Source organism: Chryseobacterium sp. KMC2 (assembly GCF_016756935.1).
GTDB classification, from domain to species: domain Bacteria; phylum Bacteroidota; class Bacteroidia; order Flavobacteriales; family Weeksellaceae; genus Chryseobacterium; species Chryseobacterium rhizosphaerae.
This window is the reverse complement of the sequence record NZ_JAESIT010000023.1, coordinates 48,364-73,979: the sequence shown is the minus strand read 5'-3', so window position 1 is coordinate 73,979 and position 25,616 is coordinate 48,364. Positions and strand designations below refer to the sequence as shown.

At 38.3% G+C, this 25,616-nt stretch carries 15 protein-coding genes; 8 read left to right on the top strand and 7 right to left on the bottom strand.

The window, feature by feature from the left end; translation table 11 throughout:
* Positions 1-47: 47 nt before the first annotated feature.
* Genes JML65_RS20640 through JML65_RS20615 form a run of 6 tightly spaced genes read right to left on the bottom strand, consistent with a single transcriptional unit; the run spans position 48 to position 10,530 of the window.
* A complete protein-coding gene (locus JML65_RS20640) occupies positions 48-1,487 on the bottom strand; it encodes a glycoside hydrolase family 30 protein (RefSeq protein WP_047495893.1) in 1,440 nt (479 codons plus the stop codon).
* A 38-nt stretch (positions 1,488-1,525) separates the two neighbouring features.
* Positions 1,526-2,365: a family 16 glycosylhydrolase gene (locus tag JML65_RS20635; RefSeq protein ID WP_237390953.1), complete on the bottom strand. Its 840-nt coding sequence runs from the start codon at positions 2,363-2,365 to the stop codon at positions 1,526-1,528.
* A gap of 50 nt (positions 2,366-2,415) precedes the next feature.
* Entirely contained in the window at positions 2,416-4,638 is a 2,223-nt protein-coding gene (locus JML65_RS20630) for a glycoside hydrolase family 3 N-terminal domain-containing protein (RefSeq protein WP_202271941.1), read from the bottom strand.
* A 9-nt stretch (positions 4,639-4,647) separates the two neighbouring features.
* Positions 4,648-6,072, bottom strand: a complete 1,425-nt coding sequence (locus tag JML65_RS20625) for a glycoside hydrolase family 30 protein (protein WP_202271939.1) — start codon at positions 6,070-6,072, stop codon at positions 4,648-4,650.
* A gap of 2 nt (positions 6,073-6,074) precedes the next feature.
* Entirely contained in the window at positions 6,075-7,604 is a 1,530-nt protein-coding gene (locus JML65_RS20620) for a RagB/SusD family nutrient uptake outer membrane protein (protein WP_047495473.1), read from the bottom strand.
* Positions 7,605-7,614: 10 nt separating this feature from the next.
* Positions 7,615-10,530 (bottom strand): SusC/RagA family TonB-linked outer membrane protein, encoded by a 2,916-nt coding sequence (locus tag JML65_RS20615; RefSeq protein ID WP_047495476.1) that lies wholly within the window; start codon positions 10,528-10,530, stop codon positions 7,615-7,617.
* Positions 10,531-10,707: 177 nt separating this feature from the next.
* Between JML65_RS20615 and JML65_RS20610 the strand changes: the two genes are divergently transcribed.
* The 8 genes from JML65_RS20610 to JML65_RS20575 all read left to right on the top strand — a co-directional run bounded on the left by JML65_RS20610 (position 10,708) and on the right by JML65_RS20575 (position 23,110).
* Positions 10,708-11,895 carry an MFS transporter gene (locus JML65_RS20610; protein WP_202271937.1) on the top strand — a complete coding sequence of 396 codons (1,188 nt, stop codon included), beginning with the start codon at positions 10,708-10,710 and terminating at the stop codon, positions 11,893-11,895.
* Positions 11,896-11,918: 23 nt separating this feature from the next.
* Positions 11,919-12,707, top strand: a complete 789-nt coding sequence (locus JML65_RS20605) for an NUDIX hydrolase (protein ID WP_052188786.1) — start codon at positions 11,919-11,921, stop codon at positions 12,705-12,707.
* Positions 12,708-12,837: 130 nt separating this feature from the next.
* Positions 12,838-14,016: an acyl-CoA dehydrogenase family protein gene (locus tag JML65_RS20600; protein WP_047495482.1), complete on the top strand. Its 1,179-nt coding sequence runs from the start codon at positions 12,838-12,840 to the stop codon at positions 14,014-14,016.
* 160 nt (positions 14,017-14,176) lie between these two features.
* The gene (locus JML65_RS20595; protein WP_202271935.1) at positions 14,177-16,123 is read left to right on the top strand and encodes a T9SS type A sorting domain-containing protein; all 1,947 of its coding nucleotides are present in this window, start codon (positions 14,177-14,179) and stop codon (positions 16,121-16,123) included.
* Positions 16,124-16,411: 288 nt separating this feature from the next.
* A complete protein-coding gene (locus JML65_RS20590) occupies positions 16,412-19,207 on the top strand; it encodes a TonB-dependent receptor plug domain-containing protein (protein WP_202271933.1) in 2,796 nt (931 codons plus the stop codon).
* Positions 19,208-19,229: 22 nt separating this feature from the next.
* Positions 19,230-20,444, top strand: a complete 1,215-nt coding sequence (locus JML65_RS20585) for a DUF4876 domain-containing protein (RefSeq protein WP_202271931.1) — start codon at positions 19,230-19,232, stop codon at positions 20,442-20,444.
* 1 nt (position 20,445) lies between these two features.
* Positions 20,446-21,960: a DUF6850 family outer membrane beta-barrel protein gene (locus tag JML65_RS20580; protein ID WP_202271929.1), complete on the top strand. Its 1,515-nt coding sequence runs from the start codon at positions 20,446-20,448 to the stop codon at positions 21,958-21,960.
* Between the two features lie 70 nt (positions 21,961-22,030).
* Positions 22,031-23,110, top strand: a complete 1,080-nt coding sequence (locus JML65_RS20575) for a cytochrome-c peroxidase (protein WP_237390956.1) — start codon at positions 22,031-22,033, stop codon at positions 23,108-23,110.
* 97 nt (positions 23,111-23,207) lie between these two features.
* Here the strand turns inward: JML65_RS20575 and JML65_RS20570 are convergent, their stop codons facing one another.
* The gene (locus JML65_RS20570; protein ID WP_202271925.1) at positions 23,208-25,574 is read right to left on the bottom strand and encodes a patatin-like phospholipase family protein; all 2,367 of its coding nucleotides are present in this window, start codon (positions 25,572-25,574) and stop codon (positions 23,208-23,210) included.
* Positions 25,575-25,616 lie beyond the last annotated feature (42 nt).

The window sequence follows — 25,616 nt, the reverse complement described above, 5'->3', positions numbered from 1 at the left end:
GCCTCAAAGAGGCCGCCGATTCCGTTAAAAATAATATTAATATGAAGTTATAAAATTACAGTCTGTATAGAATGGGCAGGTGCATTCAGTTTGGCAGCCATTCCTTCTATCCACAGATTTGTGTCGATATCATTGTCTGAATCATTCATAATTACGGTTACCAGTTGTCCGTTTTGATTCATGAAAGCAGTAGACGTAAGGGCAGCTCTGTTAGAAGAACTTCCGATTCTCTGGGCATTCGGTTTAATAAATTTTGATACATGTCCTACGTAGTAATATTCATAGGTATAATGTACTTCTCCGGTTTTGGTATCTGCAATAATTGGGGCAAAGCAGAAATTTCCTTTATGATTAGGTCCTCCGGTTTCATCCAGCAGGATATTCCAGTCTGTCCATAATGCATTTCCTTTGTTGAAGTCGTTAAGCATATTTTTCCCGTACAGCTCACCTAAGCTTACATCATAGATCTGATCCATTTTGAACTGTTCTTTACAGCCTTCAGTAAACGCCAGAAATTTATCTGGAAAAGCTCTGTGGGTTTCTGCTAAATTATCAAAAAGCTGGGTTTTATTATTCCATGTTTCATACCAGTGATATCCAATTCCATGAGCATATTTTGAAGTTTCAGGATCACTCAGGGTGGTGGTTGCTCTTTGATAGATCAGGTCTCTGTTATGATCCCAGATCATTACTTTTTTATCTTTATATCCATTTTTCCAAAGGGTAGGTCCCAGATTGTTTTTCAGAAATTCACCTTCCTCTTCTGCTGTATAGATACATGATTCCCAGCTTTGTGTTGCCATAGGCTCATTCTGAACAGTTAATCCCCACACATTAATACCTCTTTTCTCATATTCTTTGATGAATTGGATATAATAATCTGCCCAGGTTTGATAATATTGATTTTCCAGTCTTCCGCCTTTGTATAAGCTCTTATTAGACTTCATCCAGGCAGGTGGGCTCCAGGGAGAAAAATAAAAGGTAAAGTTATTGCCTATCGCATTTTTCGCTTCTTTAATCATAGGAATCTTATATTTTTCGTCATGGGCAATATTGAAAGACTTCAGAGAAGTATCATTATCTGCCACATAGGTATAAGAGTCGCTGGAAAAATCACAGGAGTTCATATTGGTACGTACCACGGTATATCCCAATCCATCTTTACCAAAATAAGCGTCTAAAATTTCTTTCTGCTTATTTTTAGGCATTTTGTAAAAAGTTTCAGCCGAAGCATCAGTGATCGCCCCTCCTATTCCTATTAATTTTTGATATTTAAAACTGGGAGCCACAAAAATACAGGCTTCCGTTTCCTTAGGCTGTCCGAATTTTTCAAACTTTACAGATCCTTTATCGGTCATTTTTTCATTAACCTTAGAATTGGTAAGAATTACTTTAGCTGTTTTTCCTTCATTTTTCTTCCAATAGTTTTGCGCATTGGCATTGAAAACAACACCTACAACAAAACAGCTTACAATTAGTTTTCTCATATTTTTTTCTGTTTTTGGACTTATCGTCCTCATTTTCGCTATTTATTTTGATAGACTCTTACATAGTCTATGTAATACTTCTGTGGAAAAACAAGATCATCAATCCCCTCTTTTCCACCCCACATTCCTCCTACTGCTAGATTTAAAATAATGAAGTAAGGCTGGTCAAACGGCCATGCTCCATAATTTTTTTCTTTATTTTCGTAGGTGAAAAATTTGCGTTCATCTATATAAACGTCTATTTTTTCCGGTGTCCAGTCTGCTTTATAGACATGGAACGTTTCACTTACATCCTTTACAAACAGGGTATCTGTTTTCTGTGTTCCCTGAATATGGTTGTATTTTTTAGTGTGAACAGAAGTATGTACATACCCCTGATTAAAACCCACGTGCTCCATGATATCCAGTTCACCATCATTCGGCCATTTTTTCATATTTTCGCTCATCATCCAGATTGCCGGCCATGTTCCGCGGCCCTTGGGAAGTTTTGCTCTGACTTCTATTGTTCCATACTGAAAAGCAAATTTTCCTTTGGTTAAAAGTCTTGCAGAAGTATATTTATTGTTTTCCCAATTTTCTTTTTTAGCTTCAATGATAAGATTTCCTTTTTCCATTCTGACATTCTCAAGCCGGTTTTTAGTATAAAACTGAGCTTCCTCATTTCCAAAACCACCCCCTCCGGTATCATAATTCCACTTTAATGAATCCGGAAGTCCTTTACCATTAAATTCATCATTCCATATAAGGGTTCTGCCAGAATCCGGTCTGTTTGAGGCACAATTGACAACAGAAAGGAAAAAAGCTCCTACTGTACATATTTTGATGATACTTTTAGCTTTGAGGTTCATATGGATTAGGTTTGTTTCGGCTAAAGCCATTTTCTGACATTTTACTAAGCGGGCTAAAACCCGTTCTTATCGAATTGAGCTTATTTCACCCAATTAATTCTTTTTGTCTGAACATTTTGAGAATGGGTTCCGATCATTATATCAAATTCCCCACTTTCCCAGTCAAAGTTCAGATCCTCATCAAAAAATTTCAGTTCTTCAGGTGTCAGCTTAAAATCTACTTTTTTGCTTTCTCCTTTTTTGATGAATATTTTCTGAAAGCCTTTCAGTTCCTTCACAGGTCTCACTACTTTTCCGAAAAGATCCCTGATATAAAGCTGTACCACTTCTTCACCGTCATATTTTCCTGTATTGGAAACGGTAACACTGATGTTCAGTGTCTGATTTCCGGTAAGGTTTACTGAGCTTAAAATCATATCAGAGTATTTAAAATCTGTATAGCTCAGGCCATATCCAAACGGATATTTCGGATCATTATCAAGGTCTATATAGGCGGAAACATAGTTTCTGTCAGTATTATTTTTTGCAGGTCTTCCCGTATTAAAATGATTATAGTACACAGGGATCTGCCCTTCTGTTCTCGGAAAGCTCATCGGAAGTTTTCCTCCAGGATTTACGGTACCAAACAGAACATCTGCAATAGAGTTTCCTGCTTCCGTTCCGAGCCACCATGTGTACATAATCGCAGGAATATTGTCTGATGCCCAGTTGAAAATCAGAGGCCTTCCGGCATTAACCATCAAAATAATAGGTTTTCCCGTTTTGGCAATTTCTTTCAATAAATCTTCCTGAACGCCTGTAAACCCGATATTGCTTCTGCTTTTTGCTTCGCCGCTCATCGCATGGCCTTCCCCCAATGTCATAATGACAACATCAGCTTTTTTTGCAGTCTCTACTGCTTCCGAAAACTGACTTTTATCCTGATCATCCACATTACAGCCCTTTGCATACATTAAAGTGGAGTTTTTATCGAGTTGATTTTTAATTCCGTCAAATTGTGAAACGATTCTTTGGTTATCATCTTTGAAAGCAATAGACCAAAATCCGTGATTGGCTACAGTTTCTTTAGCGAAAGGACCAATCAAAGCAACCGTTTTTACCGTTTTTGAAAGCGGAAGAATATTCCCCTGATTTTTAAGAAGAACAATACTTTTGGAACCAAATTCTCTTCCGAACTTTCTATTCTCCTGATTGTCGGTTTGTTCTTTCTGCCTTTTTTCATTGCTAAATCGGTAAGGATCATCGAAAAGACCCATTTCAAATTTTTTGGTTAAAATTCTCCCTGTGGCATCATCTACCAGTTTAGCATCTACTTTTCCTTCTTTAACCAGTTTTGGAAGTTGTGCCATGTATACACGGCTTTCCATATCCATATCACTTCCTCCCTGTATAGCTTTTTCTGCGGCTTCGTTAGCATCTCTGGCATAGCCGTGAGGAATCATTTCCCCAATGCTTCCCCAATCTGAAACTACAAAACCTTTATAATTCCATTTTCCCTTTAAAAGGTCTCTCTGTATGTATTGGTTGGCTGTAGCCGGAATTCCGTTAATGTCATTAAAGGAATTCATAAAAGTAGCTACTCCCGCTTCTGCAGCAGCTTTGAATGGTGGAAGATAAGTTTCATTCAGCTGTCTGAGACTCATATCTACAGAATTATAATCTCTCCCACCTACAGCCGCTCCGTATGCTGCAAAATGTTTTGCACAGGCCATTACGGCATCAAGACTTCCCAAACCTCTGCCCTGAAATCCTTTAATCCTTGCTAATCCTATTTTTGTTCCCAGGTAAGTATCTTCACCGGAACCTTCCATTACCCTTCCCCATCTCGGATCTCTGGCGATATCCACCATTGGCGCAAACGTCCAGTGAATACCATAAGCAGCCGCTTCCGTAGCTGCAATTCTTTCTGATTTTTCTATCATTCCCAGATCCCAGCTTGCCGCCTGTCCCAGATTCACAGGAAAAGTAGTACGGTATCCATGGATAACGTCCTGCCCGAATAGTAAAGGAATTTTCAGTCTCGACTGCATTGCCAGTTTCTGAAATGCCCGGGTTTCTTCCGATCCTGCCACATTCAGCATGGAACCGACTTTACCTTTTTTAATTTCCTCTAAAACAGCTGCAGAATTAGACTGCTGAGGTCCTGTAGCATATTCGAAACCACTATACTGAACCATCTGTCCTACTTTTTCTTCAAGGGTCATTTTAGCCAGCAGCTCTGCTACTTTCTGATCAATTGTTTTCTGTCCGTAAGTGCTCATTCCCAATGTGGAAAATGCCAGTAAGAAATAAACTCTTTTCATGATATCAAATTAAAAAATAAAGGTTGCTGTAGAACGTCCTGAAATTGTTGCAGCAGCGGTTTTCCCGGCAAATTTAATATTAAAATTTTCATCTGCTTGATTATCGTTCTGAACAATTAAAACTATTTTCCCAAATTGAGTCTTAAAAGCTACTGTGGAAAGTTTACCGGTCTGTGTGGAAGCGATACGCTGAGAACCTGCAGGAACAAATTTCGAAGCGTGTGCAATAATATAGTAGGAAACATTTCTTGTGAAATTTTCACTGTCAGATACGGTAATTGCTCCCTTACATTCTGTACATCCGCCATCTGTATGGGGTTTATACTGAGGATCATTTGCAAGGTTCCATTCCAGAGCTATTTTACTCCAGTTTCTCATAGAACCGATGATCACATTTTTTGTATGCCAGTTCAGGTCTTCATTAAAAGTTCCCTTTGCACCGGTCCACTGCTCCGTAAAATACAGATTTTTATCAGGGAAAGCATCGTGCACAGTACTTAAAGCAGAGATTTCACCTTCATATAAATGAAAAGCAGACCCGTCAATATATCGATACGCATCAGGATCTTTCAGAATGTCAATGGCATACTCGGGTTTATTACAATTATGGTCATAGACTACAATTTTAGTATGGATTTGATTTGTTTTAAATTCCGGACCTAAATGATTTTTGATAAAGTCTCTTTGCTGCTCAGATGGCATATATAAACTGGGATTATTTCCCGGATGCAGAGGTTCGTTCTGAGGCGTAACCGCATCAATATGAATCCCCTCTTTCTTCATTTCCTGAATATACTTTACAAAATACCGGGCATAAACACCATAGAATTCAGGTTGTAAACTCCCTCCTTTTGATTTTCCATTATCCTTCATCCACACCGGGGCAGACCACGGCGCTGCAATAATCTTAATTTTAGGATTAATAGCTAAGATTTCTTTTAACATAGCAATCAGAGCTTTATCCTTTGCCAGACTGAATTTTGAAAGACTGGCATCCGTCTGCCCTTCCGGAAGATCATCATAAGAAAATACCTCACCATCAAGATCTGAAGCTCCTATACTTAACCTTAAATAGCTTACAGAAATCGAATTTTTATCGTTTCCAAAAATCTCATTGAGTAGAGCTTTTCTTTTTGAAGGTGATAACCGGTTGATCACTTCCACACTTCCTCCTGTCAATGTATATCCAAATCCATCAACATATTGAAACTTTTGAGAACCATCAATTTCAATATTTTGATCATTATTGGAACCATTTCCAAATTTGAAAGGAGTCTGAAGTTGTAATTTTACGCTTTCATCGCCTTTTGTCAGCCAATACTGGACCTCATCGCCTTTAACCTCAGCAACCGATGTGCAGGATAAAGGAAAAAGTACCACACCACAAAGTAGTGCGGTACCTCTAAAGAAACTATATAAGTTGTGAAACTTCATGTTTAATAGCCTGGGTTTTGCTTGATCAGTGTATTAAGAAGTTCGTTATAAGGAATAGGTAAAAGCTCATTCCTGTTAGCCTTGAAACCTCTTGATGCCAATTTGGACGGCGCATCTCCCCATCTTACAAGATCAAACCAGCGGTGTCCTTCCCCGGCCAGTTCTCTTCTTCGTTCATCTTTTACTGCCTGCAGAGAAACTGGAACTGATGGCAGCCCAACTCTGGTTCTTACAGCATCCAGTAACGCCTGGGCTCTTGCTCCTGAACCATTGAGTGCTTCTGCTTCCATAAGATAAGTATCTGCAAGTCTTATTACGATGTAATTTCTGCTGTAGTTAAGCTCCGGAGCTCCCGGAAGGTTAGATACTTCGTCTCTTGAAGGGAGATATTTATTCAGAAAATATCCTGTATCGTTATGAGCCGGAGAATATTTAATCTCACCATTAGCAGCCAGCTGTTTTGCATTCAATATAGTAGATTTTACCCTTGGATCACTGGCCATGAAATTGTAAAGATCTTCAGTGGCAGTATTAAAAGCCCAGCCGGAAACAATATCAGGTGCTGAAGTCTTCAGCCTGTCATATCCTCTTGGCCCGATCATGATGCATATAGAATTCCCCTCATCTTTTCCCTGTCCCCAGAAAGGCCAGTCGGAATTTCCTTTATTGGTGTGCATAACTTCAAGAATAGATTCTGAGGTAAATTTATTTCCAGCCTTCCACAGGTCGTCGTAGTTGGCTACTAATTTATAACCATATTGACTGGCCTGCCCCGGCGTTCCGTTTACCTCTGCAAATTGAGCTGCAGCCTGAGCTTTTTTATTGTTATACAGATATATCTTGCCCAGAATAGCCCGTGCTGTTCCCTGGCTGATCCTTCCCACCTCAGCTTTGTTGGTAGGAGCTATAGCTAACGGAAGATCATTAATGGAAGCCTCAATATCAGATTCAATCTGGCTGTAAACAGCCTGAGGGTCTGCCTGAGGAATATTATAATAGTCGTCTGTAGCCGTAATAGGTTTTAGAATCAAAGGAATATTTCCGAACATCTTCAGAAGTTCAAAATAATACAGTGCTCTTAGTGTTTTAGCTTCAGCAATGAACCTGTTTCTGGTCTGGTCATTCATTTTAGCATCAGGAATACGCTGAATCAAAAGATTGGCTCTGGCAATTCCCTGGTAAAAATCATTCCAGTAGGTTTTAGGAACCGATATCTGATCAATGGAAAAGTTAGAAAAACTTTGTATACCGGCGCCGTCTGTAGGGCTTCCTCCTCCTGAATAGAAATCATCAGAACCTGCATTAAAGAAAGTTACTGTATTTTCAAAACCTCCGGAATATTTTCTGAGAAGATCATATACCGATACCAAAGCACTGAAAGACTGCTCTTCATTCTGGAAATAGTTATTGGAGTCAAAAGCTCCTTTATTCTGTACATCTTCGATGAATTCATCACCACATGAAACGGAACTGAATCCGATCCCTGATGTAAGAACGACTAATAATATTGTTTTATAGAATCTGTTTTTCATGTTGTTTTTTTTAGAATTGAATGTTAGCTCCAAATAAGAATGTTCTGGCTTGCGGATAGTAAGCTCTATCGATACCGTAAGAATCATTTACTGCAATTTCAGGATCATATCCTGTGTACTTTGTAAATGTAAACAGGTTTTCCCCTGTTACGTAAAATCTGATCTTATTGGCTCCGAAGCGTTTGGAAACATCTCCCGGTAAGGTATATCCCAACTGTACCAGCTTAATCCTCATAAATCCTCCATCCTGAAGATAATAATCGGACATTTTCGTATAGTTTTTATTATCGTCGTTAGCATCCAGTCTTGCCACAGTATTCGAAGTACCCGGGCCTGTCCATCTGTCCAGAATTGTAGTCTGGTAATTGCTGTAGAATAGGTCAAGTCTTCTTAATCCCTGGAAAATTTTATTCCCACCTTGTCCCTGAGCAAATATCATCAGGTCTACATTTTTATAGTTAAGATTCACGGTAAGCCCATATGTAAATTTGGGTACGGAACTTCCTAAATATTCGTAATCTTCATCACTGATTTTACCATCACCATTCACATCCGTTCTTCTAAAATCACCAGGTTTAGCACCAGGCTGAATCAGGTCGCCATTGGCATTTCTATAGGCATCAATTTCTGCCTGCGTCTGGAAAATACCTGCATTTTTATATCCAAAAAAAGCACCATATGGTGATCCTACCTGGAATCTTGTCACAGGTCCCATAGACTGGAATGTAGCAAAATTTTCATAAATTTTATCATCCTCAAGTCTGGTTACCTCATTCTTTAAATAGGAGAAATTTCCATTAACAGAAATTCCGAAGTCATTCCAGTTCTTTTTATATCCTAAAGCAATCTCTACTCCGGTATTATCCATATCTCCAACATTTCTCCACGGTCTTTCGGGAGCTCCTACATACCCGGGAATATCTACCTGACGAAGGATATCTGTTGTCTTCTTTTTAAACCAGTCTACCGTTAAAGTGAAATCCTGCAATAGTTTCAGATCCGCAGCAATATTCAGCTGTGAAGTTTCTTCCCATCGAAGATTCGGGTTTTCCAAAGTTGTCGGAGCGTATCCGATGACGATATTATTGTCGCCATAGGTATAGTTGCTTCCTGATTTAAGGAAATTGGCAAATCTGAAGTTCTCGATGGCATCATTTCCTAAAACACCGTAGCCTCCTCTAAATTTTAACGTATTTACAATTTTATTTTCAGGCCAGAAGTTCTCATTAGAAACGTTCCATCCCAATGAAAATGCCGGGAAATTTCCCCAGTGCTGTCCTTTTGCAAATTTAGAAGAACCATCTCTACGGATTGTTCCCGTAAAAAGGTATTTGTCTTCGTAATCATAGATCACCCTTGCAAAATATGATGCTTTATGGGTCTGAACCCCATCATTGGCCACGGTAGAACGGTTCTCCTGAGGAACATCAAAGTTGAAAGAAGCATCTTCCCAGCTATTAACCGGAAGATTAATATAGGTCGTATTGTTTCCTGAGCCAATATTATAGTAGTAAGCCCCCTGGCCTATCAATACACTTAAGTTATGCGCTCCCCATTTATTCTGATAGGTCAATGTATTTTCAGTATTCCATTCCAGCTTTCTGTTACTCTCTCTCAAAAAGCTGTTGAAAACAGTATTTCTGGAGTTGGTATTCAGATAGTATTTAGGGGTAAACTGCTCTTTGCCCCAATAGGAAAGTTTACCGTTTAATGTCGTTTTGAATGTAAAATGATCCAGAAACTTCAGTTCTGCAAACACATTGGCAACAAAATCATCTGACCAGTTGTATTTTCCCAGCTGCGTCTGCCTGAAGGCCAGTGGGTTGGTCATTTCATTTTCCACAATAGTAGATACTCCGTATGGATTTCCGAAAGCATCCCTAATCAGGTAAGGAGAAAGTCCGGAGTTGTTATACGGGCTCGTATTCAGCAAAGCAGGGTCTGTCACCACTACAGGTGTTATAGGATCCAAGTTGATCACAGAGCTTAAAGGACCTCCATACTCATCATTGGCATTAATGCCCTTGGTCTTTTGATGGGTATAAGATAAAGTCTGCCCAATGGTAAGAAAATCGAAGACTTTATGCGTGGAATTCAACCTAACATTCATTCTTTTATAATTGGAAATATCTCTCAGGACAATTCCGTCCTGCTCGTAATAGCCAAATGAAGAATAAAAAGTTGATTTATCATTTCCACCACTGATACTGAACTCATGAGACATTCTTTCAGCTGTATTAAAAGCAACATCCTGCCAGTCTGTTCCGGCACCAAAAGATTGAGGGTTGGTGAACCTTGGGTCTTTTCCTGCATTGGTCAGGGCTTCGTTGATAATCGTTCCATACTGGCTGGCGTTCAGAAGATCAAGTTTCTTGGCAGCTGATCCTACACCATAAAAACCATTATAGCTTAAGTTCATCTTACCCTTTCTTCCCTTCTTAGTCGTTACCAGGATAACTCCTTTCGCTGCGGAAACACCATAGATAGCAGAGGATGCACCGTCTTTCAGAATTTCTATATTCTCTATATCCGACTGGTTAAGCCATGCAATATTATCTACCACAATACCGTCCACTACCCATAAAGGATCATTACTTCCGGCTCCAAAGCTGGTTACACCACGAACTCTTACCGTCGCTGCAGATCCCGGCTGCCCGGAATTGGTAACTACAGAAACTCCGGCTGCCCTTCCCTGAAGAACCTGTTCCGGTTTACCCGAAGGAATATCTTCAATATCCTTGGCCCTTACACTGGATATAGCCCCGGTTACATTACTTTTTTTCTGACTACCGTAACCAATCATTACGATCTCGTCTATTTTGTTTTCTTTAGAAAGCGTGTCCTTCACCTTAGTCTGGGCACTGAAGTTGGCCGTAAAATAGAGGACGGCAACCAATCCTAAGCTTCTTGATATTCTTACATTCATATACAGTTATTATTTTAATTCTCAAATTGAGACAATAAAAATATATTTTTTTTCAATTAATTAACATTACATTAATAAATATTTTAATTTTTCGTTTATTTTTAAGGGTTAGAAGCGTTATCTTCGCACTAATATTTCATAAAAAGTAATAAAAACCCAATAAAATTAATCCCCAAAATGACCGTCAAGCTTTCCAATATTTCTCTTCCGTTAAAATTGACTTTTCTTATTTTTTCGATGGTATTGAATTGCATGGGGCTTATTATTCTTCAGCTTTCTGAGGCTAAAATTACCTACAGTGAACTGGGACTTCTGGAATCATTCAAGGATTTACCTATCGCATTCATTTCTCTGTTTGCCGTAGGCTTCATTAATAAAACAGGAACGAAAAAAGCATTAATTATGGCTTTGAGTATTGTAGGAATATGTTCCTGCCTTCTCCCGTTTATTGAAGTATTTTGGTTTTATAAATTATGGTTTGCCATCATTGGGGCATGTTTTGCTATCGGTAAAATTTGTGTTTTTGGAATTATCCGGAATAATATCTCAGATGAAAAATCGCTGGCTAAAACCATGAATAATGTGGAAGCTTCCTTTATGATTGGAATATTTGTAGTCAATACAGGCTTCGGCTGGCTGATTTCAAGCTCCTATTCCCAATTCTGGAAATTTGGGTTCTTACTTATAGCACTGGTCTGCATCATCACCATTATTTTATTTGCAAAAGCTGACATATCAGAAGCAAGGCAACAGGAAAATAAAGGGATGATCTCTGAATTATCGGGATTTGCCACCCCACAGGTACTGCTCTTTCTGGGAGTCGTCTTCTTTATCGTATTTGTGGAACAGGGATTCAACTCATGGCTTCCGTCATTTTATAAAAACCACCTAAAGGTTAATTCATTTTTTGCCCTTCAGGCTACCTCTTTCCTGGCACTTTTTTCTTACGCCGGAAGAACTGTAACCGCCAATATTATCAGAAGGTTTTCATTACCCGGTTATTATATTTCATGTATATTTTTAATCCTTGCCATTCTTATAGCCATTGTCGGCATACAGTATTTTGGTTCGGAAAATTCAAGCCTGCTGCTGTTTTTGTTTCCGGTTATCGGGTTGTTTTTATCACCCCTCTACCCTGTTATTAATTCAAAAATGATTGCCCAGACCGATAAAGAGAAAGTAAATCTTTTTACTTCACTCATCGTCATATTCTCTTCTTTAGGCAGCTCTGTAAGCTCTATCATCATGGCTGTCCTTTTTGGAAAACAACTCTTACATTTCTATCCTTTATACATATTATGCTCTGTAATTGTGCTTTTTATGATTAGTTTGTTTTATTTTAAAGTATCTAAAAAGAAAATATAGAAAATAATTTTATTTTTACTCCCATGAAAATCAAAGACACAAAAAATAAAGAAACCCTTCGGGAACTTATTGATACAAAAGATTTTGTAGCTCATATATCTGTAGACTGCACCATATTCGGATTCCATAATAATATTCTGAAAGTATTGCTTCTGAAATATCATGATCTTGATTTGTGGTCACTACCCGGTGGTTTTGTATTCAATGATGAAGATCTTCGGGAAGCTGCCGAAAGAGTCCTGTTTGAAAGAACACACTTAAAAGGATTGTTCTTAAAGCAGTTTCATACTTTTGGAAGAATTGACCGTACAGAAAATAATGTCCATCAGATCCTTCTTCAGAACAAAGGAATTGAAGTCCCAAAAGACCACTGGATTTTCCAGAGGTTTATTACAGTGGGATACTGCAGTCTTATTGATTTCTCAGTAGCCAATACCTTTCCGGATGCATTCAATGAGAGTTGTGAATGGTTTGAAGTCAGTAAATTACCGAAAATGGCTTTCGATCACGACAGGATTATAGAAACCGGTTTGGAATATCTCCGTATGAACATCAATACAGAAGTAGCTGCAAGTAATCTCCTTCCTGAAAAGTTTACCATGAAAGACCTTCAGGCCCTCTATGAAACTATTTTAGGTCAGAAATTCCGAAGAAATAATTTTCAGCGGAAGATTTTAAGCTTAAATATCCTTGACAGGCTGGAGAAACTTTATGATGGCTCTGCTAATAAGGCTCCATACCTGTATAAATTCAAAAATGAAGTCCACAATTCTACCAATCAGTACCCTATATCTAATGATGAGGAGGAATAAAAAAGGAACATTCTTTTATAAAAATCAAAAAAATAACACTATATTACTGAAAATCAGCATTAATCTAAGTTTTTAAAAAAATTTTTTTAACCACCCGAAAAATGCTATTTTTAACAAAATCAAAAAAATCATGTCATATTATCCTCTTACAAGCATTCCTGATTACTATGGAATTGATGCTTTACTTACTGAAGAACATAAACTGATCCGCCAATCTGTAAGAGACTGGGTTGAAAGTTATGTAATGCCGCAGATTGACCAGGCAGCTCAAAATCACACCGATCTTCCCGGCCTTATGAGAGAATTGGGAAAAATTGGTGCTTTAGGTCCTTATATCCCGGTTGAGTATGGCGGTTCCGGATTAGATCAGATTTCTTATGGTCTTATCATGCAGGAATTGGAAAGAGGAGATTCAGCAGTACGTTCGGCTGCTTCAGTACAGAGTTCTTTGGTGATGTTTCCTATAAACGAATTCGGTTCTGAAGAACAAAAAATGAAATATCTTCCAAAGCTTGCTGCCGGAGAAATGATAGGATCTTTTGGACTTACTGAGCCTAATCATGGTTCTGATCCAAGTTCTATGGAGACCTATTTTAAAGATATGGGTGACCACTATCTTTTAAATGGTGCTAAAATGTGGATCACCAATTCTCCTCTATGCGATATCGCCGTAGTATGGGCAAAAAATGAGGAAGGAAAAATACAGGGATTAATCGTTGAAAGAGGAATGGAAGGCTTCACAACTCCTGAGACTCATAATAAATGGAGTTTAAGAGCTTCAAAAACAGGAGAACTGGTATTTAATGATGTAAAAGTTCCGAAAGAAAATTTACTTCCGGGAGTAACAGGATTAAAAGGACCTCTATCTTGCCTTAATTCTGCAAGATATGGAATTTCATGGGGTGTAATTGGTGCTGCTATCGACTGTCACTGTACGGCGGTTCAGTATTCTAAAGAAAGAAAACAGTTTGGTAAACCTATCGGATCTTACCAGCTTCAACAGAAGAAATTAGCTGAATTCTTAACTGAGATTACAAAAGCACAGTTATTATGCCTTCAGTTAGGAAATCTTAAAAACGAACATAAAGCGACTCCTGCGCAGATTTCTATGGCTAAACGTAACAACGTGAAAATGGCTATTGATATCGCAAGAGAATCAAGACAAATCCTTGGAGGTATGGGAATCATGGGTGAATTCCCAATGATGAGACACGCTGCCAATCTGGAATCTGTAATTACCTATGAAGGAACTCACGACGTTCATTTGTTAATCACCGGTTTAGATATTACGGGAATCAACGCTTTTTAAATAAAAGACAAAATAGAATAAAAGAGCCTGGCCAGTTGGTCAGGCTCTTTGTATTACTCACTTTCAAGAGAATTTATATTCATCGAATAGTTATTGATGTCGTAATGTTTTAATCAATTCTTTAAAAATATTACCTTAATCCCATCATAAATACATCAATATGAAAAAAATTACAACTTTTTTATTGGGCATTACCGCTCCGTTTTATTTTTCTCAGCAAAGAGGAGACCTCATAAGCGCAGAAAAAAAACTGGATCTTACTCCACAGGGAGTTGCTAATTTTATTGCCAATAATCTTGGTGAACAGAATGCTCCGGACTTTGTCAGTTATCTCAATGGTTTCAATGTAGGAGTAAAAGGATATAAAATAACCTATTATACCAAAAATGAAAAGGATGTCCTTGTAAAAGCAACAGGGCTTCTTATGTATCCTAATGTCAATTTCAAGCTTTCAACCGTTGTATCTGAGCACGGGACTACAGACAGTAGAAATAATGTACCTTCTAATTTTAAAGGGGCTTTAACGGCAGGATTCGTTGTGGAGCTCTCCTATGTTCTCAACGGGTATATCCTAATGGCACCTGATTATGTAGGAATGGGAAGTGGAGACGGTGTACACCCTTACGTAGATTATCCTACGGAAGCAGGAGCCACCATAGATTTCATCACCGCAGCAAACAAGGTTCTTGCTCAGCTTGGCCTCAAACGTTATGATGAATATTTTCTGACGGGTTACTCTCAGGGAGCCCACGCAGCCATGTCGACATTAAAAAGCTTAAGTATTTCCAATCCGGGAAATATAAAATTTAAATATGCTTTTATGGGTGACGGGCCGTATGATATGTCCGGAACCACTTTACAAAAAGGGGTTTTAGACAAAGATATCTATCCGTTTAGCTCATTTTTAGCCAATGTTCTTCACAGTTGTAATAACGCTGGATATAAAACATATACTAATGATATTTCGGAAGTAATCTCAGCCGAATATCTGGACAGATATAATTATCATGTGGTTCAGGATAACGGAGGTTTGCTTTGGGGGCCTGTCATATGGAGAAAACTTTTCACCAATACATTTATCAATGAAGTTACAAACAATCCCAATCACAGATTCAGACAATGTCTAAAACCGAAAGACGTCTATGACTGGTACAATAAAACACCCATGACATTGGGGCACTCTACAGTAGACCTGGCTATTCCACCGGAAAACACTTCAAAAACCATTGATGTACAGAGAGGCTATTATCCGTGGTGGGATCTGAACAAATATAAACTGGATGCTATATATTGGGGACCTTTGGGGCATGTGGGAGGAATAATTCCGTTCACTCTGGCTTCCAATGTAAAATTTAATACGCTTAGAAGTGGCGGAGTTCTGAATGAATGGGCTTTCCTGACTTCAAAACAGGCAGGAAATTCTTCAGCCGAAGCCGCTCCATTGTATTCCTCCCAGATAAAACCGGATCTTGGAAACAAACAGTTGGTTGAAATCACAGATTTCAATCAGGAAAAAGCAGCAGGCAGGTCTGCTTCAGAAAAAAGCCTGACCACCTTAAAAGATGGAGTCTATTTGTTGAAAGTATCAGAAAACAATGAGAATAAAATGATTCCGTTTGTCAAAAATACGCCTGCCGTAGTTGCAGAGAATGAGATTGTACAATCGGAAAACAATGGCCTTCTACAATTAAAAGTTGATCAGGAGGAGCTTTCCTCTATCAATGTTTTTGATGATAAGAAGAATCTGATCAAAACAATTTCTAAGGAACAATACCATGAAGATGGTGGAATCAGCCTTCAAAATCTGGATCATCAAAATTATACCTTTGAGGTGGTTACTCCGTTTTATAATCTGCAGTTCAGTAAAGCAGTTGGAGAACGTCCATCCGAAAACACTACCGAATTATTTACGCAAAACCGCCAAATTATGGCTAGAGCCCAGAATGATATTAAAACCATCAGCATATACTCTATTTCCGGTGCATTAATTCTCCAACAGGAAGTTAATAAACCACAGTTTGAATCGAGGAGTTTAGATCCGGGAATGTATGTGGTTCAGCTCACTCTATCCAATGGGAAAAGTATTCACAAAAAAGTAAAATTATAACACACTTTAATCCATTTTCATATTCATTTCAAGTTAATTTTATGCACTTCATTTTACGATGGATGAAGTGCATTTTTTATGGATTACCCATAAATTACACCCATAAATTATAATTCCGCAATATTTAAATCTTGCAAAAAAGCTCAATTTACCCCCTCATATACTTATTCAAACTATATTTTTAATACATTTTATCTAAATGACATTTGTCAATTATTTTAAATTATTCTAAATAAAGTTAGAGATTTTATACTGAGTCTCCTACTTTTGCCGGAAGAATAATGTTTGATGGTAACTAACGACTCCAAGGTCCTTTTTAAAATTCTCTTTTCCAGTTTTTTCTTTTTTTTCATTGATGTAGCAACATTCAAATCCCAGGACAGAAATGTCACCCTTACATTCGAAGTAAAGAATACAGCTCTTCAACCGGTTGAAAAAGCAAAAATTCATATTGTATCTGGTGAAAACAGATACTCCTCTGTTACCAATACCAAAGGCGTATTGACAGTAGATGTCATTCCCGGTTCTTATACCCTTCAAACTCAAAAAGATGGTTATCGTGAAAACCATTCCGATATAAATGTTACAAAGACAACTACCTTTTTCATTCTGCTGACAGAAAAAATTAACAGCATAGAAGAGGTTGTCATTACCGCTAAAGAAGGAAAAGGTCTTACCTCATCTTCTATAATCAGCCAGCGGGCCATGCAGCATTTGCAACCTTCAAGTTTTACTGATCTTTTGGAGCTGCTTCCCGGGGGAAGATCCGGTGATCCTATCCTGAATCAGGTCAACAAGATCAGTCTCCGCGAGACCGGAAGACCAGGTTCCGATTATAATACCTCATCTATGGGAACAATCTTCCTTATAGACGGAGCACCCATAAATTCGGGAGCGAATCTTCAGTACACCTATGATTTTCAGGATAAAACCAACAATGGATTAACCCGAAGGTTAAACATTAACAGCGGTGTAGATATGAGGAGTATTTCTACAGATCAGATCGAACGTGTGGAAGTCCTGCGTGGAATTCCTTCTGTACAATACGGAAACCTGACTTCAGGAATTGTAAAAATCACCAATAAATCAGGATATACAAAATGGAAAGCCAGATTTAAAGCGGATGGCTATGCTAAGCTTTTTGCCGTAAGTAAAGGTTTTGAAAACAAGGAAAAAGATCTGAAAATCAATGCAGGGTTGGATTACCTGAATGCTAAATCTGACCCAAGGGATAAGCTGGAAAATTATAAAAGGATAACCGCTAATCTATCTCTGGTAAAGGAAAAGAAATATGACAAGGGATTTTCAAGATGGCAGTCATCACTAAGCTATACAGGCTCTCTGGATGGATCAAAATCCGATCCCGACATCGATTTATCTGAGCTGAATTCTTATGAAGTAAAAAACCACCTTTTCAGCCTCTCAAGTCTTTTCAATTATACCAAAAACGAACCATCATTCTACAGGTCAACAGAAATTCAAGCAACTGTCAATCAAAGATTTGATAAAATAAAACAAACCAAATTCATCCAGTTAGAAAATGCGACAGCCTTTCCGTTATCTACAACGGAAGGAGAATACGATGGGTATTATCCTAAAGCTCAATATATTTCCGACTACCAGGTAGATGGTAAGCCCCTCGATTTATTTGTAAAAATGGTGAATAACTTTGGGTTTACTTTTAAATCTGTAAAAAATGAACTCAATGCAGGATTTGACTGGCAACTGAGTAAAAACTGGGGCGAAGGACAGCAATTTGACAGATACAGACCCATAGACCCAAAATCTACTTACAGACCGCGTGCTTATCGTGATATTCCGGCTTATAGCACATCTGCTGTATTCATGGAATCGATCACTACTGCAGACTTAGGAAGACATCAGCTTAGTCTCGCGCTGGGAGTAAGAGGAAATACGATGATGAATCTTCCTTCTTATTTCAGGATGCACGGAAAAATCTATGCAGATCCAAGAGCTAACCTTCAGTGGGAGCTTCCTTCTTTTGACTGGCTGAATAAAAAAGCAAAACTTTCATTAACAGTAGGCTATGGTAAGCAGAGTTTATTTCCTGATCTTAATCTTTTATATCAGGAGCTCATTTATAAGGATATTCAGCAGCTCAACTACTTCCACAGCAATCCGGAGTACAGAAGAGTTCATTATAAAACAATGATTTATAATCCTCAAAATGCGGAAATAGAACCTGCTGTGAATGAAAAATTCGAAGCAAGACTGGATTTTAGCCTAGGTTTTCATCAGTTATCCATTACTGTTTTCAAGGAAAATATGAATAATGCTTTCCGCTCTATGAATAACTATGCGGTATATCAATATAAAAAATATGATACGTCTGCCATTGATCATACTTCCATTACTGCTCCACCGGATGTACATACACTGCCCTATCAGATCATGGATGAGAATTTCACTTATGGCACACAACGCAATGGCAGCAAGGTAGATAAAGAAGGTGTAGAATTTCAATATTCATCTAACAGGATTCCTGTAATCAACACCAGGTTTACCCTTAACGGAGCTTGGTTCAGAACAAAATACGGCAACAGCCTTCCTGTTTACAGAGGCCGTGATTTACTTATCAATGGAAGACCCTACCCTTATCTTGGACTGTATGAAGGAATGGAGCCGAATTCAGCCAATGAGGTACTCAATACCAATCTGATGCTGGATACTTATATTCCTAAGCTGGACCTGGTATTTTCTTCTTCATTCCAGTTTTCATGGTATTCCATGAGAAAATTGTTTCCTATGAACGGAATTCCCAGCCATTATGTGGACCAGAACGGAACGATTCTTCCTTTTAATCCTGATACCGCAAAAGGGACTATCCTGGAAAGTTTAATTATTGCTCAGAATGAAAACCTCTACAATACCTCCAGAAGACCTATGGAAATGAATCTTAATGTAAAGGTTTCGAAAAGCTTCAGGAATAAAGCCGTTATAGTTTCTATGTTTGCCAACAGGCTTTTCAGTTATTATACACCTTATACCGTTAACGGATTTACCATCAATAGAAAAGGCGCTTACGATCCTTATTTCGGAATGGAAATCAATTTCAATTTATAAAAATTTCATTTAAAATAACATTATGTTTAAACATGTATTAAAAACACTATTACTATTATGTGTTGTGGTCAGCTTTGCGGCCTGTTCTTCAGATTCTGATGCTCCGGAAGCACAGACATCATTACAATTAGAATTAAAAGTTGTTCCGGAGAATATTCAGGTGAAAGAATACAAGCACCTTACCGTGAGCTTTAAAGAGCTGAATACCGGATTCACGACTACTCAGGAACTAAAAAACACCAATACCCTGCAAGTAGTACTCCCTTCCGGAACGTATCATATTGTTGCGGAGGGAAGCATTGTGTACTCTAATAACGCTGAACTTACAGAAGCAAAAGTAGGCGGAGTACAGACAAGTCTGGTGATCAATGGCAGCCAGCAAAGCAAAACACTTGATATAGCTTTAAAATCAGGAAGCCGTGATCTAATTCTGGAAGAAGTTTTCTTTACCGGAACAAAAACACCTCAGGGTGCTATGTATTTCGGAGATCAGTATTTCAAAATCACCAATAATACAGATCAGGTTTTATATGCTGATGGGATGTTACTGATCCAATCTGCTTTTATGACAAATGAAAAACAGGATTACAGCCCAAATATCATGGGAAGTGCTATGTCTGCCGGTGCTATCATCAGAATTCCGGGTGCAGGAACAGATTACCCGGTACAGCCAGGTGCCTCTATTATTGTTGCAGAAGATGCCATCAATCACAAAGAATTTAATCCGTTATCCGTTAATCTTTCTCATGCTAATTTTCAGATTTTCAAAGAAGATTCTGATGATATAGACAATCCTGCAGTTCCTAAAATGGTCAATGTATTTGAAAAAATGGTGATTCATACCCAGGGATATTATGGATATGCTCTGGCCCGTATGCCTAAAGGAATGTCTGATAATACCCTGGTTAGCCAGAATTCATACACCTACCAATACAATCTTACATTTGGAGGAGACGTCTATCCTATGGACGGAACAGCTGTTAAAATTCCGAATGAATGGATCACAGATGCTATCAACCTAAGTGTACAGGACTCTTTTCAATGGCTGGTAACTTCTCCTGCACTGGATATGGGATGGACTTCAGTAACTACGTTTGACGGGGACAAAAACCGTTTCGGAAAAGCAGTCCGCAGAAAAGTAATAGGAATATCTGCTGAGGGCAAAAACATATTAAAAGACACCAACAATTCTACTGCAGATTTTGAGCATGGTGTAAAACCTTCATTATTTAACTAAAATGAAATATTTCCGTTCCATATTCATCATTGCCGTCACTCTGTCCACTACAAAGCTGCAGGCACAGGAGCATGACACTATCAGGGAAAAAATCCGTGAAGAATACAATGCTGAAAGGCTGTTTAAAAGTAATATCAATGTAAATCCTGCCAATAATACGGAGGCAAGAAAACATAGTATCACAACCTTTAGCCTGTTCTCAGAAACTCATAATACACCTAATGCACTGAAGCAAAAAGGCAAAGGTAAAAATCTATGGGGAGCTGAAGCACGTACCTTTCAGGTATTGGATAGCAAAACTGTCGTTTGGGGCAACGCCTCATATGTTCAGGGAAAAAATAAACAGATGCTATGGAACGAAAATGCGGATTACGACCTCATCTATCCCTATGTAGCTGCAGACAGCGTGGGAGGGGATATGAAATTTGAGAACTACTCCTTTTCCGGGGGATATTCAAAGAAAGTAAACACATTTACCTTGGGAATTACGGGAAGCTATAAGGCCAGTTTAAGTTATCGTGATGTAGATCCACGTCCTAAGAATACGACTGCCAATTTCTCTTTAGCACTGGGTGCCAACAAAATGATAATGGGGAAATTTAAAGCTGGAGCTTATCTGGAAGCTGAAAAATATACCCAAAAACATTACCTGAGTTTTGTAAGCAACCAGGGCTTCCCTATGATCTACAATATGAGCGGATTGGGAAATTATAATGAGCTTCTTTCCGGAAAGCTGCGCCAGTCTTATTATGAAGGATGGTCATATGGAGGTGGACTTCAGATTTTTGAGGCTGAAAACAGAAACTGGTATCTTAATATTGGTCTTAAAAAGCTGAATATGGATAAACTCCTGACCGAGTATACCGATCTCAACGCTTCAAAAATTGATGAACAGCGCCTGAACTTTTCATTGGGGAAATTTTTTGATACCGGAAAAGTATCCTGGGGTATTTCTGCGGAAGGAAACAGTATCAGCCGAAAAGGAACCGAAAACCTGTTTCTGAATGAAAATTCCAGGAACTACATCCAGATCGGTACTGTGGAACAGTATAGCCATAAAATGAATACTATTCTTCTTAAGGGGATTTTGCAAATGGAAACCAATGAGGTAAGATCCTCACTCCTGCCCTTTTTAGGTTGGGCCCAGGAAAAAGAAATATACAACAGCCCTCGGTCTGCAGTAGAGTTCAATAAAATGATTTACGGTATCGATTATCAGTGGCTGAAAACATTCAGTACCCATCTTGCCCTTTCTGTTTCTTTGGGAGCTTCAGCAGCCCATGTTTATGATAAAAATGCAGTTTTCAATAATTCAGGAAAACACTCCATCAATCAGATGCTACAGGAAAATTATGCATTTATGACATCGGATGTCTGGCAGGCCAAAATGGATATTAATTTTCATTTCAGCTTTCCTGTGATAAAAAATGCATTTGTAGGAGGAAAAATGATGTACAGCAATTTTAAGGACAGCAGTAATACCCTGTTTGCTGTAAGTATAGGAAGTATTTTTTAAATTCAGAAGTATCATGAAATTTTCAGATCTTAAATTAGTAGCATTCGTTGGAGGAATTTCCTTCTTCTGTATGCAGCATACGTTTCAAAAGTATCGTATAGATTATGGTGAAATAGCAGATCAGTATAAAAAACCTATTAATTACTGGCCTTCACCATCTGTGGATGCAGGTATAGAATGGAAAGAGTTTGAAGCGATAGAATGGGATTCCAATTATTATGATATCCAGGAGTTGCCTGAAGTAATGCTTGGAAAGAAACTGTTTTTCGATCCTAAACTTTCTTCATCAAGTCAAATCTCGTGTAGCAGCTGCCATAACCCTGAGCTGGGCTGGGCAGACGGCCAGGAAGTAGCCCTGGGGAATGATCATCTTCAGGGAAAAAGAAATACCCAATCTCTTTATAATATTGGTGAGCGAAGTTCTTACTTCTGGGACGGAAGAGCCCAAACATTGGAAGAGCAGCTGGTAGGTCCTATCTCTGCACACAATGAAATGAATATGAAACCGGAGAAACTTGCGGCAAAGCTTTCTAAACTCAAAGAATACAGGCAGCTTTTCAAAGAAGTTTATAAAAGTGATAAAATTACATTTGATAAAATAGCCGGAGCTTTGGCAACTTTCCAAAAAACCATTAAAAGCCAGCCAAGCAGACTGGATAAATTCATCAAAGGGGATCAGAAGGCATTAAGCGATAAAGAAATTTATGGTATGCATCTCTTCCGTACCAAAGCCAGATGCATGAACTGCCACTATGGAAAATATCTTACTGATGAATCTTTCCATAATATTGGACTTACCTATTACAAAAGGGAATATGAGGACCTTGGCCGCTATACTATTACCCAAAAACCGGATGATGTGGGAAGGTTCAAAACTCCTTCATTACGGGATCTGGACTATACAGCTCCATGGATGCATAATGGTCTTATGGATGACATGCATGGTATTGTCAGTTTATACAACAGCGGAATGCAGATGATCAATCCTACCCCTGAAGAAAAGAAAGCAGACCCTAATTTTCCGGTAACAGATCATCTCATCCAGCCTTTACGACTTAATGAACAGGAAATAGATGCTATTGTTTCTTTTTTGAAAACTATGTCAGGAAGCTATTATAAAATGCCCCGGCCAGAAATTCCGAGAAAGTAAAGAAGAAGTTCGTTTCTAAAAGTCTTTCAAAGATTAGAGCCCTATGGAAATTAAAAGACCTTATTTGAATTCTTTGTTCATATAAGGTCTTTTTTTATTAAAATTTAAATCCAATACTGAAATAAATCCTTGAAAAATCGAGCTGATTATTTCGGGAAATATTAATATTAATGGGACCTATAAGCGATTCATATCCCAGGTTCAAAGCGTACCCGAACATGTCAAAACTGTCATTAAAAGGAGAAAGCTCATCACTGATCTTCCCATAAGTAAAAGAAGGGGCAATATAAAACTTCTTCATCACTCTGTATTGCAGCGACAGTCCCCCTTTAACTACAGAGTTGGTAGGTAATTCTTTCTGCCGTAGTCCATTGAACTCAGGATTCATCAGCTCAGTGTTATATTCACTACCTCCCAAATTGTATTTTTCATTAAGAAAAAGATAAGGAATCTGTTCTTCTCTTACAGAACCCAGGCTTGCTCCAAGAAAAAAATTGGCTTTCAGCGCCAGTCTTCTCGTAATAGGATAAGCAAAATTTTCATTCAAAGTAAATGAAACAAAATTCTTAGGTTTAAAATAATATTCAGCTTCAGGATTCAGTATCGCATACAGCGTGGGCTGTACACTCTTTAAATCATATAACTTATAGCTGTCTCCATAATATAAGCGTGCACTTACCTGGAGATGATTTCCTCTGGTAAAATAATATCTCTTATTAAGGTTATTCTGTTCAAATTTCAAAAAAGTATTGAAATTGCTGTGATTGTACAGCTTTTTGTTATAATTATCTGTTTTTGTCTGATCTACTTTATCCAGCAACGTATACATTCTCTCCAGATTGAATTCCGTTCCTAAAGAAAGAAAAGCATTGGGAGACACATTATAGTTCAATGCTATTTTCCCGGTGATATTTCTATACATATGATTGGGAAATTTTGCATTGGCATCTTCATCAAATACATTAAGCAATCTGAAGGTTAAGTCATTACTTTTTAGGTGAACAATCTTCGCTTCAGCATCAAACCACCAGCGGTCCTTCTTACCTAGAAACTGCTGATAAGCCAATCTCGCCTTAAAACGTTCTGAAACATCTACCGTTGCCAAAAATCTCGATCTGTTCATCAGGATATTTCTATAGGTATAATTAACAATAATCCCTACCGATTGTTCATTGTCATAGTGAAGGGCTAGTTTGAAAGCTCCTTTTTTGGCTTTTTTCACAAAAACATTCATAACAAGGCCATCACCTTCGTTGGTATACGTATAATAAACCTTCACATATTGCCGCATTCCAAAAACTCTGTCTATTGCTTCATTAACCGTTTTCACATCATAATACTTCCCTTCTTCCAGGTTCATTTGGTTTTTAATAACGTCAATTTCTGTCGCATCTGTAAGTGGCGTTCCATCTTCGTCGTTAAATGTAAACTTTGTAGTAGGAAGTTTGACTTCTTCAATCAATGTATGCTCATACTTGATGCCTGCTTTTCGCTGAGCCTCTGCCAATGCTACAAACTCCGGAAGATGTTTTTTAGCTTCAATTTCACCAATTTTAATGATCCTTCTGAATTTGGCAAAATCTTTTGTGGTAATCTCTCCCAAAGGATCCACAAAATCTACCAGGATATTGGATAATGCTTTCTGATGCTTGAAATCTTCTACAGACCGGATTGCATGAGTCTGATAGATCATTTTCATAGGATTCTCAATCTCCTTTTTGGTAAAGAGCCTGAATCCCGTATACCCTCCAATCACAAAATCGGCGCCCATCTCACGAACTTCATTCGCCGGATAATTCCTGTCTAGACCGCCATCCACCAAAAGCTTCCCATCGATATACACCGGAGCAAAAGCTGCCGGTATGGCCAACGTAGCACGGATAGCCAATGGCAGGGAACCTTTTTTCTGCATGATCAACCCTCCATTTTCGATATCTGAAGAAGTAAGCTGTACAGGAATCCGCAATTGGCTGAAATCATTGATATGCTTTGCATTGAATGTAAGCGTATTAAGAACCTCTCCCATATATTGTCCTTCAATATAGGAACTGGGTAGCGTGGGAAAACCTTTCACAACTGGAAACTCAAGGATGTATTTATCATATTCATCCTTTTCACTGATATTCACTTTACGATAAGGAATTTTATTGCTGAGAATTCTGTTCCAGTCAACTTTATGAACGGTAGATTTTAGCTGATCAGCATTGTATCCCATTGCATACAAACCTCCTAAAATCCCTCCCATACTGGTTCCGGTAATATAATCCACTTTAATTCCCAATGAATCTACCATTTTAAGAATCCCGATATGAGCAAATCCTTTAGCCCCACCACCACTAAGGGCCAAACCAAATTTAGTATCCTTGGTGATGTGTTGTAATGCAATATTCAGAGAGTCATTTTTTTGCTGGGACCTGGCAGTTAAGAAAAGAAATGTGCTTAAAAATATCAGATTCTTCTTCATGCGGAATTTTTATTTTTTCAGGCTCAACTATATACGAGTTTA